Source organism: Pollutibacter soli (assembly GCA_029269725.1).
GTDB classification, from domain to species: domain Bacteria; phylum Bacteroidota; class Bacteroidia; order Chitinophagales; family Chitinophagaceae; genus Pollutibacter; species Pollutibacter soli.
This window is the reverse complement of sequence record JARJHS010000012.1, coordinates 1-15,565: the sequence shown is the minus strand read 5'-3', so window position 1 is coordinate 15,565 and position 15,565 is coordinate 1. Positions and strand designations below refer to the sequence as shown.

10 protein-coding genes are annotated in these 15,565 nt (G+C 43.1%); 6 read left to right on the top strand and 4 right to left on the bottom strand.

Features of this window, described 5'->3' with window-relative positions:
- Nucleotides 1-207: 207 nt before the first annotated feature.
- Both P2W82_RS22175 and P2W82_RS22170 read right to left on the bottom strand, forming a co-directional pair.
- The gene (locus P2W82_RS22175; RefSeq protein WP_336518142.1) at nucleotides 208-1,602 is read right to left on the bottom strand and encodes an exonuclease domain-containing protein; all 1,395 of its coding nucleotides are present in this window, start codon (nucleotides 1,600-1,602) and stop codon (nucleotides 208-210) included.
- Between the two features lie 756 nt (nucleotides 1,603-2,358).
- Nucleotides 2,359-4,896: a mechanosensitive ion channel family protein gene (locus P2W82_RS22170; RefSeq protein ID WP_336518141.1), complete on the bottom strand. Its 2,538-nt coding sequence runs from the start codon at nucleotides 4,894-4,896 to the stop codon at nucleotides 2,359-2,361.
- Nucleotides 4,897-5,007: 111 nt separating this feature from the next.
- On the opposite strand from P2W82_RS22170, the gene P2W82_RS22165 reads away from it, so the two are divergent.
- Both P2W82_RS22165 and P2W82_RS22160 read left to right on the top strand, forming a co-directional pair.
- Nucleotides 5,008-7,692, top strand: coding sequence for a valine--tRNA ligase (locus tag P2W82_RS22165; protein WP_336518140.1), 2,685 nt, complete (start codon nucleotides 5,008-5,010; stop codon nucleotides 7,690-7,692).
- A gap of 118 nt (nucleotides 7,693-7,810) precedes the next feature.
- Nucleotides 7,811-8,260 (top strand): hypothetical protein, encoded by a 450-nt coding sequence (locus P2W82_RS22160; RefSeq protein WP_336518139.1) that lies wholly within the window; start codon nucleotides 7,811-7,813, stop codon nucleotides 8,258-8,260.
- 84 nt (nucleotides 8,261-8,344) lie between these two features.
- On the opposite strand, the gene P2W82_RS22155 is transcribed toward P2W82_RS22160, so the two are convergent.
- Complete coding sequence (locus P2W82_RS22155) at nucleotides 8,345-8,695, bottom strand: four helix bundle protein (protein ID WP_336518138.1); 351 nt, start codon at nucleotides 8,693-8,695, stop codon at nucleotides 8,345-8,347.
- A 196-nt stretch (nucleotides 8,696-8,891) separates the two neighbouring features.
- Complete coding sequence (locus P2W82_RS22150; RefSeq protein ID WP_336518137.1) at nucleotides 8,892-11,732, bottom strand: hypothetical protein; 2,841 nt, start codon at nucleotides 11,730-11,732, stop codon at nucleotides 8,892-8,894.
- Between the two features lie 243 nt (nucleotides 11,733-11,975).
- On the opposite strand from P2W82_RS22150, the gene P2W82_RS22145 reads away from it, so the two are divergent.
- The 4 genes from P2W82_RS22145 to P2W82_RS22130 all read left to right on the top strand — a co-directional run bounded on the left by P2W82_RS22145 (nucleotide 11,976) and on the right by P2W82_RS22130 (nucleotide 15,415).
- A complete protein-coding gene (locus P2W82_RS22145; RefSeq protein ID WP_336518136.1) occupies nucleotides 11,976-12,695 on the top strand; it encodes a PrsW family intramembrane metalloprotease in 720 nt (239 codons plus the stop codon).
- Nucleotides 12,692-13,192, top strand: coding sequence for a GNAT family N-acetyltransferase (locus P2W82_RS22140; protein ID WP_336518135.1), 501 nt, complete (start codon nucleotides 12,692-12,694; stop codon nucleotides 13,190-13,192). Before P2W82_RS22145 ends, P2W82_RS22140 begins: the two co-directional genes overlap by 4 nt.
- Before the next feature lie 186 nt (nucleotides 13,193-13,378).
- The gene (gene ahcY, locus P2W82_RS22135) at nucleotides 13,379-14,707 is read left to right on the top strand and encodes an adenosylhomocysteinase (RefSeq protein ID WP_336518134.1); all 1,329 of its coding nucleotides are present in this window, start codon (nucleotides 13,379-13,381) and stop codon (nucleotides 14,705-14,707) included.
- A gap of 276 nt (nucleotides 14,708-14,983) precedes the next feature.
- The gene (locus tag P2W82_RS22130) at nucleotides 14,984-15,415 is read left to right on the top strand and encodes a GNAT family N-acetyltransferase (RefSeq protein WP_336518133.1); all 432 of its coding nucleotides are present in this window, start codon (nucleotides 14,984-14,986) and stop codon (nucleotides 15,413-15,415) included.
- The last annotated feature ends 150 nt before the right edge of the window (nucleotides 15,416-15,565 follow it).

Below are 15,565 nucleotides of genomic sequence, written 5' to 3'. Positions count from 1 at the left end.
AGATCAAATACACGCGGATTTGCGCCGAAAAATCTGCGATCATCTGTGTGCCTTTTCATCTGCGCCATCTGCGGGAAAAGGTAGTAGCGTCATAATTGCTGTTGCCAATTGTAGACCGAATTGCGACTAACCTGAATTTCAACATAGGTTTCCCGCTGATTTACGCAGATCGAATACACGCGGATTTGCGCAGAACGATCAATCTATTTATACAACCAACTGAGTTTCATCAATCCTGAACTCCTTCACCATTTTCTCGGGATGTTCAGCAACATACCTCAACATCATATTCCGGATCAACTCGTTATTCGGAAATGGAGTTATCAACGATTTCAATTGCTCCAGTTTTTCTATTTTCTGGTTTTCTGAGAGATATCCCATTCCATAAAATTTACCATCGTCCAGCAACAGATAACATTGTTCACCAGGTCGCCGACCTTTTTCTACGATAGCAAAACTCGGCAGGTTTTCACGAAGATGCTGCAGTGCCTCACGAACTCTTTCATTGTACTCTTCAATTGATTCGCGATGCTCGCATATACCCCGGCAATACCCGTCAGCTACACCACTACAGTCGCCGGCTTTCTGCAAAAAACTATACTTGGGACAAAGTGAAAAATCACGGATCAGTTTTCGTAACACCTGGTGCCCATCCATGAGTAAATGAAAACTGAATACCGGGGCTGAATTCTTTCTTTTTCTTTCGATACCCAATCGGATAATCCCTCGCTGATCTTCATAACTGTACAAACCAAAACTGTGTTCCCATTTTTTCTGACTAAAATTATATTTTGGCCAGAGGCGTTTGATCTCGATACTTTCAAACACAGCAGCGGTGAACTCCGATCCGCATTCTTCAAAACCGATACGTGATACATTACGGGCTAGTTCCTGCTTCCGCCGCGATGGAGAATTATTTGAAAAATGACTGGTCACTCTTTTACGCAGACTCAATGCCTTCCCAACATAGATTACTTTTCCTTTTGAATCGTAGAAATAATAAACTCCAGGTGAATAGGGAAGCCGGTCAATGTCATCGGCCTGCAACTGCATGGGCAGATAACCCTCACGGCTACCCTGTTTTAGCATTTTCTGCAGATGGCCATCTATATCCGCAGCTATCAACTTTTCCAGCAGCATCGATGTGGCCCTGGCATCACCTCCTGCACGGTGACGGTTTTCAATTTCAATACCCAGCGCCCGGCAAAGATTACCCAGACTATAACTCGGCATGCCTTTAAATACTTTCCGGCCCAACCTTACCGTACATAATTTTTTTACATCGATAGCATACCCCGCGGCAGACAGGTGATGCCGGATAAATGAATAATCGAAGTTGACATTATGGGCCACAAAAATCCGATCTTTCAGCAGGTTGAAAATATTCTTTGCCACTTCAGGAAATAATGGTGCAGATGCTACCATGGCATCGTTGATACCAGTAAGTGAAGTAATGTAACGCGGTATCGGCATGAGTGGATTAATCAGTGTCTGATACTGGCCCTCCACTTTTTGACCATCATGAAGAATGATAGCAATTTCGGTAATGCCGTGAGCCGAAGCGTGACCTCCGGTGGTTTCAATGTCCACGATGGCGTACATCGGTCAAAGATAGGGATTGCTAATTATTTTGGCAATTTTCATAAAGAAGGGAGGCTGGCGATTGGAGGCAGGAGAGTCAGAGGATAGTTGGTAGTATCAAGCCTGATACGATAAGTATTTCCATTTTCTGGTTCAATTTCTCACTTAAGGTTGGTGTAAGTCTGTGGGATCTTCAATTTTACAAGGCGAAACAAAATAAACCAGTTCAATTATCCACCTTTTAAGTCTCAAAATCTGAACGCTATTCATCCAATAAATTCACAATCGATACCAATACTGAAAGCTTGTGGCTGTTTGCTAACTGCTAATTCTCCTGCCTCCTGCCTTAACGAATTAGCATCCGTAAGTTTACTACATCTAAACAAAACCCGCACCACTACTGATTCCTAAGGAAATCCACGCAGCAGAATTCCAGGATATTTTTCTTGCTGACCTCAATTAAATTCTTTAACTTCCGGAAGTTCTAAAGAACATTCCCCAACCCCTACCCCCTGGATAATTTTTCCCACCCCCTTCACCTTTGAAAGATACTCTGTGTGCGAATTTTATTATTCACTTATAAATCCAATGCTATGCGTTTATTTCACTCCACACACATTGGCGAAGGCACCAAACTCGTTCTTATCGTAATTGCTTTCTACCTGGCAATTACTGTTGTGACTTACCTCGCCTGGTAAATCTACCGGCAAAGACTAAATGAATTTCATGCTTCCTGTCAGGAGGGAAGCATTTTTTTGCCTGAAACCAATTTTTCGCCTATCGGTCGGAGTTAGTCTGACCAGGATTGCCGTCTGTATTAGTTTCGCCATCATCGTCATCTCCGTCGTCTGCCTCGTCGGCATCCCTGATACTTGCAAATTTCCCCATCGCTTTTGCATCCATGCTTCGTATGTGCAGATCAGTCTGGGGAAAGGGTATTTCAATTCCGTTCGTTGAAAATTGCTCATATATCGATGCCATCACACTGCTCTTTAATGCGGCAGCCTCTCCGATTTCAGTGGCCCAGAAAAATACACGAAGGTTTACTGAGCTCTGTGCAAATTCATGTACAAGAATAACAGGTGCAGGATTTTTCATCAACCCCGGCTTGTCCTGCAAGGAGTCACTGATCAGTTTTATCGCCTTTGTAAGATCTGTACCATACGCCACGCCAATGATCAATTCATTGCGCTTATGCTGGTCGTCATGCGTCCAGTTCACAAGATGTTGGGACAACAGATCGCCATTTGGCACTATCACATCGGATCCATCAAACATAGAGATCTTGCTGGAACGGATACCAATTTCCTTAACTGTTCCTGTTCTGGTTCCCAGATCAATGATATCACCAACCTGTATGGGCCGCTCGAAGGCGAGTATAATTCCGGAAATCAGGTTATTGGTTATCGTTTGCAGACCAAAACCAATACCTACACTCAACGCACCAAGAACAATAGTAAGTTTATCCAGCGGAATGCCCGCGGCACCAATCGCGATCAGAAATCCGACGGTATAAATAACCAGGCGAATAATCAGCAACCATGACCCCTGCTTTTTTGCAGTGGTACTGCCGCCAGCCCTGGTATTGCTGAATAAAATGGTGATCAGCCTCCCCAGCATCAGCGAAACCCAGATCAGGAAAAGAAAGATCAGGATGCTGATGAAAGTGAATTTCATTTCCCCCAGCGCTCTTTCTTTACTAAGAAATTCCTTTGTTCTTTCAATGACGATATCATTGAAATTCATACTCCATGCAAATGCCAGTATCCAGATGATGAACGTAGCAAGATTCAGTACCCCCTTGAAGCTTTCTTTGACACGATCGACAGCAAAATAACTGTAGAACCTTGATTTCTTATTCGCTTCTGCTATGAGGTAAATGAATTCAAATAAGATATCCTTGATGACCTGCAAAGCAAGCAGCAAGGCTACACTTAACGCTGAAGAATTGGATAATACTTTTGATAACGCAAATCTTCCGGACACATTCATGACCAAAGCAAGAAAGTTGCTGATCATAAAAAGGAGTATCGATTCATCCATCAGGATGTGATAACGTTTCCGGTCTTTTCGCACTTCAAGATACATTATAACAGAAAGTGCGATAGCAAGAATATTCAATACCAAAAGCAATATCCTTTCGGTAAAAGAAAATGACAATAGAAAATTGTCGAAAGCATAAACGATAAAAAACAGGATTATGCCGATCCAGTATTTTCTGAAAGTGTCATTCCAGTCATTCCAGCGGAGATAAGTGGCCGTGAGTAACATCAGGAGCCATGCGAACTGAACGATTCCGGCGGGAGGATTTTGAAGCACATAAGGTGTGAATGTAAACAGCACCAGAAGCACTGAGCCAAGAATAGATCTGTTGACAAAGGGCATGGGCAGATTCCAACCCATCGCTCCGGTCGCTTTAAGTCTGCGATAATTGTACCGTGCAAAAAAGTAGAACAGCAGCGTCAATGAGAGCAGCACAAAAATCGAGACCAGGTTAAGCGAATAATAGAAATCGATTACTCTTCTGTTCCTGGAAAATTCCTCTTTAATCATTTCCTTGAGGGATGACTCCTCCGGCATTGGCCTGGCATTCCAGATATAAGGTTGATCGCGGATGACAAACTGTGATTGCAGATTCCTTATCCTGCCATTCACAGCATCGAGTAATTCTGTACCCTGCAGGAATGCTGCTGTTGCACGATTCTGCAAAACTCCGATCTTTCTTTGCGCCTGTCGTTGCATACTATCGACCAATGCCTTCTTAGCCATGAGGGGCTTTACCTGTTGCAGCAGTCCTTCCAACATAATTGAGTCATCAGAAGATATGTTGAACTGATCCGCATCCTTTATATTGCGGATATCAGTCCGGATATCATTGAGCTGTTTGGAGAAATTGAGTAATTTCTGCTGATGGCCTTCCGCCTGTTTATCGATCTGTTGTAATGCAACCTGGTAGGAAAACAGGTTCCTCAGGTTCATTCTTTCACTTTTGCTGTCAATATTTCTTTTAAGCGTAACGAGCACATCCTCCATTACAGGTAATTCGCGTGCTATTTCGCTGGTATCAAAGCCACGTCGCAGCAATGACATGTCACGGTTTAATGAAGTTGTATAATTCTCCAGCGTATTGGTGATACTGAAACCCAGGGAATCAGAATTAGTATTGATAGGTTGCGGTTCTGTCGGCTTCACCGAATCCTTTTTCTTTTCATTTTTAATAATGGAAGGAATCAACTGGGCATCGGCACTCAGGGATGTGAAAAGGATAATAGTGAAAAAAAGAAAAAAATACCTCCGGGCAGTTAGAGATGGCATGAAACGTATTTGATTTGAAGGTAATTTTTTTTAATAATATGTGGCTGAGACCCACTTCGCCCTTAGCTTCGGAATGCTTAACTTTGCCCTCCCAAAACCGGATTCTATCGCATGGAGATCAGTAAGAATTTTGATTTCAGAACCGCCGAAGCCAGGTGGTATCAACATTGGAACGAGCAGGGATTTTTCAATAGTGTACCTGATGATCGTGAACCATATACCATTGTAATTCCTCCGCCGAATGTGACGGGCATTCTGCACATGGGGCATTGCCTTAATAATACCATCCAGGATATCCTCATCCGTCGTGCGCGTATGCACGGTAAAAATGCCTGCTGGGTCGGAGGTACAGATCATGCTTCAATCGCGACAGAGGCGAAAGTGGTTCACATGCTGCGCGAAAAAGGAATCGCTAAATCTTCCCTTACCCGCGAAGAATTTATCGCCTATGCATGGGAGTGGAAAGAAAAATATGGCGGTATCATCCTTTCCCAGCTGAAAAAACTCGGATGCAGTATCGACTGGAACAGAACCGCATTCACGATGGATCCGGACTATTCCCGTTCTGTGATCCAGGTGTTTAATGACCTGTATGAAAAAGGATATATCTATCGCGGCAAGAGGATGATCAACTGGGATCCAAGAGCCAAAACTGCTTTGAGTGATGAAGAAGTCATATATAAAGAGGTGCAGTCCAAATTGTACTTTATCCGGTACAGGGTCGAAGATAAAAATGGCAACCTGCTTCCGGAAGACCAGGGTATTACTATAGCAACTGTTCGTCCGGAAACTATTCTGGGAGACACGGCTATTGCGGTTAATCCTTCCGATGAACGTTACACACATTTGCATGGGGCCTTTGCATTTGTTCCCCTGATCAATAGAAAAATTCCGATCATCACAGACGATTACGTCACTACTGATTTTGGTACCGGTGCATTGAAAGTAACTCCTGCGCATGACATGAACGATTACGCGCTGGGAGAAAAACACAAACTGGAAGTAGTTGATATTCTTGAAGAAGATGGCAGGCTGAATGCTGATGCAAAACTTTATGTTGGCACTGATCGTTTCGAAGCCAGGAAACTTATAGTAAAAGATCTCGAAGCTGCAGGCCAGCTGATGAAGATCCAGGATTATACAAACCAGATCGGTTTCTCAGAAAGAACTGATGTGGTGGTGGAACCTAGGTTAAGTCTTCAATGGTGGGTAGCCATGAAAAAGATCAATGGACCCGCGCTGGAAGCAGTACTGCAGGACGATATTAAATTCTACCCTTCAAAATTCAAAAATCTCTATCGTCACTGGATGGAGAATATCCACGACTGGTGTATCAGTCGCCAGCTTTGGTGGGGACATCGTATTCCTGCATGGTTTGATGCGGAAGGAAGATTCGTTGTGGCGATGGATGAAAAGGAAGCATACGAAAAATACACAGCGAAGTTCGGTGTGTCGTCACCGTCACTTACACAGGATGAGGCCTGCCTGGATACCTGGTTTTCTTCCTGGCTTTGGCCTTTTGAAGTGTTTCATGGTTTGTCTGATCCCGGCAACAAAGATGTTAAGTACTACTACCCAACCAATACATTAGTAACTGCTCCGGAAATTATTTTTTTCTGGGTGGCGAGAATGATCATGGCAGGTTTCGAATACATGGGAGAAAAGCCTTTCAGTGAAGTGTATTTTACAGGGATTGTGAGGGACAACCAGGGACGAAAAATGAGTAAGCAGCTCGGGAACTCACCTGACCTGTTGCAGATGATTGATGATATCGGCGCCGACGCTGTACGTTTTGGAATTCTGATTGCATCACCAGCCGGGAATGACCTGTTATGGGATCCGGCAAGCAATGAACAGGGCCGTCATTTCATCAACAAGATCTGGAATGCATTAAAGCTGATCAAAATCTGGCAGGAAAAAGCAGCTACCTCTCAACAGGTCAGTACCGAAGAAAATTCATGGCCGCAGGACTGGTTCCGCGCAAGGCTCAATCAGGTTCGTGCCGAGGTAGATCAGTTAATGGCTCAGTTCAAACTCAGTGAAGCTTTAAAAACCATTTATTCGCTGGTATGGGACGACTATTGCAGCTGGTATCTCGAATGGATAAAACCTGCACCGGATACTGCGATGCTGCCAAAAACAATTGACCGGGCCATCGGATATTTTGAAGAACTGCTGGAAATTCTGCATCCCTTCCTTCCTTTCGTTACTGAAGAAATTTACCAGCTGCTGCGGGAACGAAGTTCTTCTGATTCGCTGTGTGTACGCCAGGTGAAGCCTGTTACCGAAAGCGGATCTGAATTGAATGGCCTGAGCCAGGATCAATGGCTGCGGGAAGGTGATCTGCTAAAAGCGTCAATTTCTGCAATCCGTGATGCACGTAATAAGGCACAGTTAAAGCCCAAAGACACTATTGAATTATATTACCAGGGTGAGGAGCAGGACACGATCAACCGGTTTTCAGGTATCCTTTCCCGTCAGGTAAACGCAGTTGCGCAACCACAGACTGTGAAGGAAGCTGTTGAGGGCAGTGTACATGTAGTTGCAGGGAAAGACAGATTTTTCATGGTTTGTGAATCTCCGGTCGACAGCAGTGCACAACAGAAGGAATTGCATAAGGAACTGGAATACCTTCGTGGGTTTCTTGAGTCAGTGAACAAAAAACTGGGCAACGGGAAATTCACTGCCAATGCCAAACCAGAGGTCGTGGAGCTGGAACGCCGTAAGAAAGAAGACGCAGAGGAAAAGATTAAAATCCTTGAACAAAGCCTCAAAGGTATTGCGGGCAAAGCTTAACAGGAATTTTAGTTAAGAAACCTGGCGGGTCTTTTTCATAATACCTGAGCGTATAATTTCGTTACCGACTGGAATAGTTTTGGATGTATTCAATCGATGCAATAAATCTTAATATCAGATGAAAAATATATTTCTCTCTGTTTTCATGTTGTGTTCTGTTGCCGTCATGGCACAACAGCCGAAACCGGCAACGACGGCCGCTCCGAAACTCTTCACCAAACTGGGGAACCAGCCTGGAGGTAATGCTGGTACTGATATTATCAAACGGATTGTAGACAGCTCCGTAAACGTTATTGATGCAAAAGGCGTGCGCTATCCGGTGGTTGGATTCACCATCGTGTATTATTTCATGACCGACTATATGGATGAGGAAACCCAGCAGAAAAAACGTTCGAAGGATATACGCTCCTCTACTTTTGATTCTGATAAATTATCCGAAGACTGGATCAACAGTATAAAGGAGAATACGAAAGTCAGCGATACACTGCTGATCAACAATGTGTTTATTAGGATGAAGGATGGAAAGAAGAGGTTTGCACCGAATGTGAAGTATGTGGTGGCATATTAGTTGTTAGTTCATAGTTCATAGTTCATAGTTAACAGCCTGTTATCTTCTGGTGTTAAAACAAAATATAATTCACAGACCTAAAAATCAGTCCGCTATTAACTTCGAAATCATCTTATAAATTTCCGTCATTACGGTGTCGACTTTCTCAATGTCAGACGTTTTAATAAAATTCAATGCCAATGCCATTTCGAGTTGAGAATCAAGTTCAATCAGGGAAGATCTTGCAATTGTGTAAAATCGTTGCTGGTCATTCTTAGTCTTTCTTGCAGAGCCTTCGGCAATATTTGAACTTATTGAAATTACAGCCCTTCGCATCTGAGACTTAAGAACATACTCCTCCGACTTCGGAAACAAATTTGTTAGTTCGTACAATTTTCCAGTGAGATCAATTGACTTCTGCCAAACAATTAATTTTTTATACATGAAACCAGTCATAGTAATTTTTAATGCAATCTCAAAAATCCGGGATTCACTTCCAGGTTGATTTCACTCCCTAAAAGGTGTATTTTTCTCCAAAAATCTGTGAAAAATACCTTCATGCACTCCGTCATTACAAAATAATTGCATCTGCTATATGCTATTTGATTAGCGGATGGCTGTTAACTATGAACTATGAACCAACAACTAACAACTAATAACTCAGCAAATTCACCGGCAAAATAAACTCCCACTGATTCGCCCCTGGCGGTCGCAAAAACTTATCATTATCAAGTAACCGGCTATACCTGAAGCCAAATGTCACCGGCTGCTGATTCCACCAGCGTGTGTCGAAAAATATTTCCGTACCCACAGAACGCAACATTTCGCTGTTTCCTGTACGTAAAGTCTTCACCCAGGAAACATCATAAAAAACATTTGCTCTTACACGAAGAAAATAAACAATCTGTGCAATGCCGATATCAGGCAGTATCAATGGCAGATGATAGTTCCCTCCTGCTTTATACATCCTGTCGAAATCCAATGACGGATATCCACGACTCAAAGGGAAACTGTTGCTGAACCGATACCTGTTCAAAGTATCTCGCTGCTGATAAGCACCATTTATGACAAGGTTATGGGTTTTTAATATTCCTGGTAAATACAGTGAGCCTGATAACAATAGCTGCCGCGCTGCATTGTGATCAACAGAAAACTTCTGCTGCGCGAAAAATGAAAATGCATAGCGTGGATAAATGTGCTGCCTCGCCTGCTGACTCTCGATTGCAAATGATAAAGAACTCAGAATGTAGTTTACTGCATCGTTTTCCAGCTTTGGCCTGGAATTCTCTTTAAAGTAAAGTTGTGAAGAATTAAAAGAAGAAGCAAGCGTCAGGTATTTATAAAATCTGCCACCACTAAAGTTAAAGGGTAAACGAAAACCGGCATTGGCATTGAATTCATTCCAACGTATCGAACGAACAGTATCATCATATTTCCTGTCAAAGGTATAACTGATACCACCGGTTAACCAGGGATAAAGTGCAGCAAAGTTGCCATTGATACCAATTTTATTGAAACGTTCATTTTCGTTGTACTGGTAATAAATGTCTGTCCTGAAATTGTTCAGGATATTCTGACTGTAAAAAGTCAGGCTCCAGTCAGGGCGCTCATAGTAAGGCCTCCAGCTATGAAAATTAAAGATGTGTTTTCCGCCTTTATATTTCGTGACGGTAAAACTGTCGTTTTCATTGGCGATCAATGCTGGCAGTCGTTCACTGGAAACCACCTGGCTGGAAAATACGGAGGTACTTTCCCCGGCCCAGGTTTTGGGACTTATTGAGTTCACATCTTTTGATTTCTCCCTGTACAACAACATACCTTCCGCAGTAAATCCGGAATAGACAATAGATCGATCATGTTCATCCATATCAGCCTGGTAACTGCCGGTAACATGACTTGCCAGCAGGCGCATTTGCTGGTCGCCGAAGTGGTATGACCATACCTCATCTTTTCGGTTATGCGACGCAGTAAATAGCAACTCGGATCCTTTTACACGCAGAAATGAAATCACATGATAACTGTAAGGAATAAGGATCGTGCTGTTTCCCGAAGCCGCATCAATCTCCACGACAGCCATCTCTCCTTGCACATTGCGAACGGCTGAGAAAATCTTTCTGTCATCGCCACTGAAAACAGGATAAGTAAATACCAGGTTTTCAGGATTTGGCAACGAACGAACAAGGTCGCCTGTGCCTGAATTGAGTAAGTGAACTGAAGAAGGTTTTCCCGGAACAATTTCTACAGCAGCGATTGTACTTCCATCGTTTGACAGGTCCGGCGCGAAATATTTTGATCTTGTCGTTAGCTTGATTCTTGTTTTGCTACGAATATTCAACAGGAAAATATTCGAGAAATCCATCCAGCTCCATCGTGCATCGGTTTTGTAGGTGGTATACACTACCCAGCCATTTTTGTATGAATAAAAAAGATCGTTGGCAATATCCCTGGTGGCAATTTTCTTCAGCTTATTTCCGGTAATGATGTACCATGCGGGAATATCGCGGTAAGTGGATCTAAGCACAAGCAATGAATCCGGGCCAATGATTACCGGATACTGGTAGTTTTTTACATAACGGCTATCCGCAGGCGTTAGGAGATTGCGATGCTGACTGCTGGTATCATCGGGGTGAGCTTCGTGGAAATAGTTAATTGCATCCGCAACAAAAGATGAAAAGCTTGTATCAGCATGTCCTTTGAAAGCGCCTTGCAGCGGATAGAACAGTGGTTTATACCGCACTGCATCGGAGGTAACTTTCTTCCAGAAGTCATCTCCGTATTTCTCGCGCCCGCGATTCACTAAAAGATATCCCAGTTGGTAATGATCGGGAACATAATCCTTCAGAGAACCGTTGCGAAGCTTCATGTATCTGTATTTTTTACCCGCAATATCCAGCGATCTGTAACCATTGAAAAATTCGGGTAAACGTCCACGTCCCTGTTCACTAACTAAGGTTTCCTGGAACACCGCATCACCTTCAAAAAACCAATCCGGAACTGCCGCACTGTTGGCCAGTGCCTGCCCCTCCTGCCCTGCAATGATGTAAGCGAATTTGCTTAGCCCTTTTCTGAAATTCATGAACTGCTGAACATGCCGGGTTTCATGGATCGCAAGATTCTTTGCCCAGGGCAAACTTCCCAGCTCAAGGCTGTTCTGCATCGGCGTCATATAATACTCACTTCGCCAGGGTGCAAGACCAACATATGCATTTGACACCACCGTATTTCGTTGTAAAACGATGTTTATTTTTTTGACCTCAGTGCCAATTGTTTTTAATGTCTCCCGGTTGAGTACATGAGAAATTCCAGCAATCGTTTGCGCGTCTTTTTCTAATCCACCGGGAAAAATAACCCGGACGGTATCCGTGTCGATCTGTTTCCATTTTAACGACGGAGGATTTCCACCAAATCGCTGTGCATTCGCCCCCCAGGTTAAAGTGATAAAATACAAACTCAATACAATTCGCAGCGAATGCCAACTTCGTTTGATGATCATAATCAAGAATGATGAATAAAAATAACAAGGATTTACCAGCAATTCACAGACACATCATTCAGCGTAATCACAAGTCAAAAAAAACAACACAGCCAAAACACAGCTCTCCCAACAATCGAACCTACTTACTACTTACTACTTACTACTTACTGTTTACCGACTGCACGCGATGATTTACCGGCATGACAAGCATAACCGGAAACATGATGCTTTTTCTTTATTAAATTGCTGAAAAAGTTGTTGATGGTTTTATTTGCACTGGCGGTGGCTCCCGGAATTGCGATTTGTTTTTATATCTTTTTCCGCGACCAGTACAATCCTGAACCCAGAAAACATTTATTAATGAGTTTCTTTCTGGGTGTGGTAAGTGCATTGCCTGCACTGTTGATTCAATACCTGCTGCTTCCTGTGGAAGATATTCTTCTCCCGGTGAACATTTTCTCTATACTGATTAAAGCATTTGTCATCGTAGCATTCAGTGAAGAATTATGTAAATACGTTATGCTGAGATATTATGCATACCGGCAGCCGGAATTTGATGAACCATTCGACGGTATTGTATATGGCGTGATGGTAAGTATGGGATTCGCGACGATCGAAAACATTGCTTATGTTATGCAATCCGGTTACGCAACAGCCATTGTGCGCATGTTTATTTCTGTTCCTGCTCACGCTTGTTTTGGCATATTGATGGGTTATAATGTCGGCAAAGCACGGTTCCATCCCGGTCATCCATTTCCTTATCTCATGAAAGGATTACTCCTGGCAATATTTTTCCACGGCAGTTTTGATTTCTTTCTATTCCTGAAAGACAGCAGCTTTATAAAGGAACATGTTTCTGATATTTTCCTGCTTGCCTGTTCGATTGTGTTGCTGATCTTTGGTATTAGGCTGTCAGCAAAAGCAATCAGATCCCATATGCTGATATCGAAAGAAATGCATGGAAAAAATTCAGACGCATGATCTCAGTTGAAAAAGCCGCACCTTCAGAATTGGCTGTTGTTCAGAAACTGGCCACCACCATCTGGAACATTGTTTATCCTCCTATTATCAGCAGGGAGCAGATCGATTATATGCTGGAGATGATGTACAGCGATAGCGCCCTGGAAAAACAAACCAGCCAGCAACACCAGTTCCTGCTGGTAAAAGAGAATGAAGAGCCCCTGGGTTTCGCCTCGTATTCCCCCAAAGAACCCGGTAATGGTTCTGTTTTCAGGCTGCACAAGTTATATGTGCTTCCCGATCAGCATGGGAAAGGGCTTGGGAAAAAGCTCCTGGCTTACATAAAAAACGAGATCACCCCACTCGGAGCGAAGGCGCTGGAACTGAATGTCAATAAGAAAAATCCCGCTGTTGGCTTCTACCAGAAAATGGGCTTTGCCGTCGACAGGGAAATGATTCTAGATATCGGCAATGGATATGTTATGGACGATTACGTCATGACCCTTCATTATCAATAAGTTATAGCGAAAAAGACATCGAAGGTCTTAGAAACCTGCCAGGTCTTAAACCTAGGAGGTCTTAGACCTGCAAGGTCTTAGAAACTTGGGAGGTTCTAAACCTAGCAGGTCTTAAACCTGTCAGGTCTTAAAAAAATTTATGATTTGACCTCCTTAGAGTAATTTTGCCAAAAATTTAAAACCAATATGTCAACGCTAACAAATTCCCAGATCGACTTCAGTCTGCCTTACAAAGTGAAAGATATGAGTCTCGCAGAATGGGGTCGCAAGGAAATTCGTCTGGCTGAAGCTGAAATGCCCGGTTTAATGGCGATTCGTGCTGAGTTCGGACCACAACAACCGCTTAAAGGTGCAAGAGTTGCAGGCTGTCTGCATATGACCATCCAGACTGCTGTTTTGATTGAAACCCTGGTGGCACTGGGTGCAGAAGTAAAATGGAGTTCATGTAATATATTTTCTACCCAGGATCACGCTGCTGCTGCTATTGCTGCTGCAGGTATCGGAGTCTACGCATGGAAAGGCCAGTCACAGGAAGAAGCTGACTGGTGTATCGAGCAGACGCTGTTCTTTGGTGGAGCGGATCGTCCTTTGAACATGATTCTTGATGACGGTGGCGACCTCACCAACATGGTGCTGGATAAATATCCTGAGCTGGTTCAGCATGTAAAAGGTATTTCTGAAGAAACCACCACAGGCGTTCATCGTTTATACGAGCGCGTTGCCAAAGGAACGCTTCCTATGCCAGCGATCAATGTAAACGATTCTGTAACTAAATCAAAATTCGATAACAAATACGGTTGTAAAGAATCACTGGTGGATTCCATCCGCCGCGCTACCGACGTAATGCTTGCAGGTAAAGTGGCAGTAGTTGGTGGTTATGGTGATGTAGGTAAAGGCTCTGCTGCTTCCCTCTCTGGTGCAGGCTGTCGTGTAATCGTAACCGAAATTGATCCGATCTGTGCATTGCAGGCGGCGATGGACGGCTATGAAGTGAAAAAAATGATCGATGCAGTGAAAGAAGCTGATATCATTGTAACAGCATCTGGTTGCCGCGACCTCATCACCGAAAAACATTTCCGTGCTATGAAGGACAAAGCGATCGTTTGTAACATCGGGCACTTCGATATTGAAATTGATGTTGCCTGGTTGAATAATAACTATGGTAATACAAAAGATACCATCAAACCACAGGTTGATCTTTATAGTATCGATGGAAAAGAAATCATCCTCCTCGCTGAAGGAAGGCTTGTTAACCTTGGTTGCGCTACCGGTCACCCAAGTTTTGTAATGAGTAACTCATTCTCTAACCAGACACTTGCCCAGATCGAACTCTGGAAAAACCACAGCAAATACGAGAATAAAGTATATGTGCTTCCAAAACACCTCGATGAGAAAGTAGCTCGTTTGCACCTTTCTAAAATCGGTGTTGTTCTCGATGAGCTGACGGATGCACAGTCCGAATATCTCGGGATTGCTAAGGAAGGTCCGTTCAAACCGGAGCTTTATCGCTATTAGTTGTCAGCTGACAGACCGATGGCAAGGAACATCATTAAAGGTGAGGAGATTTGTTCTTCTCACCTTTTTAGTTGTCAGAACGATAGCATAGGAATTAAATGAAGATGAGCGTTTTGTCAGACCGTTGATAGTAATTTCATTTGACCTCATATGGTAGTTGAAACAAAAAATAATAGACCTGTTTTTTTACGCAGACTAGCATCAAACGACTTTGATAATTTATTTGACTATTTGCAAAATTTGAGTGCTGAAACGAAAAAACGTTTTGGCCCCCACATGTTTGACCCGCAATCTATTGTTGAATTCTATAAATATCCCGACATTCATCGCGGCTATGTAGCCCATGACATTGAAACAAAGAAAATTATCGCTTATTCAATTATTCGAATCGGGTATCTTGAACACGACAAGGCTCGCCTACAATCTTACGGGTTAACACTTGACAATAAAACCGATTGCACATTTGCACCATCTGTCGCAGATTTATGGCAGAGTTGTGGAGTTGGAAACAAGATGTTCCATTTTATACTTTCTGACTTGAAGACCAACAGGATTAACAGGATTATTTTATGGGGTGGCGTCCAGGTGGACAACGATAAGGCTGTAAATTATTATAAAAAAAATGACTTCAGAATATTAGGACAATTTACTTACAACGGCGAGAATTATGACATGATTTTGGATATTTCCGGAATACACTCCCGGTGACAGGACTTTTGCCAACAAGGGTTTGTTACCAGGCATTAGTCTGCCTGCCGTCAGGCAGCTAAGCCTTACCCAAATTTATTGAGTCATTATTTCATAAACACTTGCTGCATGGGTTAACTGTTGATAACCTTGCCAAACAGTTTTTAATCC

What these genes read in the sequence shown, in the direction of transcription:
- P2W82_RS22175 (WP_336518142.1), bottom strand. Translation starts at nt 1,602, where the DNA reads ATGTACGCCATCGTGGACATTGAAACCACCGGAGGTCACGCTTCGGCT.
- P2W82_RS22170 (WP_336518141.1), bottom strand. Translation starts at nt 4,896, where the DNA reads ATGCCATCTCTAACTGCCCGGAGGTATTTTTTTCTTTTTTTCACTATT.
- P2W82_RS22165 (WP_336518140.1), top strand. Translation starts at nt 5,008, where the DNA reads ATGGAGATCAGTAAGAATTTTGATTTCAGAACCGCCGAAGCCAGGTGG.
- P2W82_RS22160 (WP_336518139.1), top strand. Translation starts at nt 7,811, where the DNA reads ATGAAAAATATATTTCTCTCTGTTTTCATGTTGTGTTCTGTTGCCGTC.
- P2W82_RS22155 (WP_336518138.1), bottom strand. Translation starts at nt 8,695, where the DNA reads ATGACTGGTTTCATGTATAAAAAATTAATTGTTTGGCAGAAGTCAATT.
- P2W82_RS22150 (WP_336518137.1), bottom strand. Translation starts at nt 11,732, where the DNA reads ATGATCATCAAACGAAGTTGGCATTCGCTGCGAATTGTATTGAGTTTG.
- P2W82_RS22145 (WP_336518136.1), top strand. Translation starts at nt 11,976, where the DNA reads ATGGTTTTATTTGCACTGGCGGTGGCTCCCGGAATTGCGATTTGTTTT.
- P2W82_RS22140 (WP_336518135.1), top strand. Translation starts at nt 12,692, where the DNA reads ATGATCTCAGTTGAAAAAGCCGCACCTTCAGAATTGGCTGTTGTTCAG.
- ahcY (WP_336518134.1), top strand. Translation starts at nt 13,379, where the DNA reads ATGTCAACGCTAACAAATTCCCAGATCGACTTCAGTCTGCCTTACAAA.
- P2W82_RS22130 (WP_336518133.1), top strand. Translation starts at nt 14,984, where the DNA reads ATGTTTGACCCGCAATCTATTGTTGAATTCTATAAATATCCCGACATT.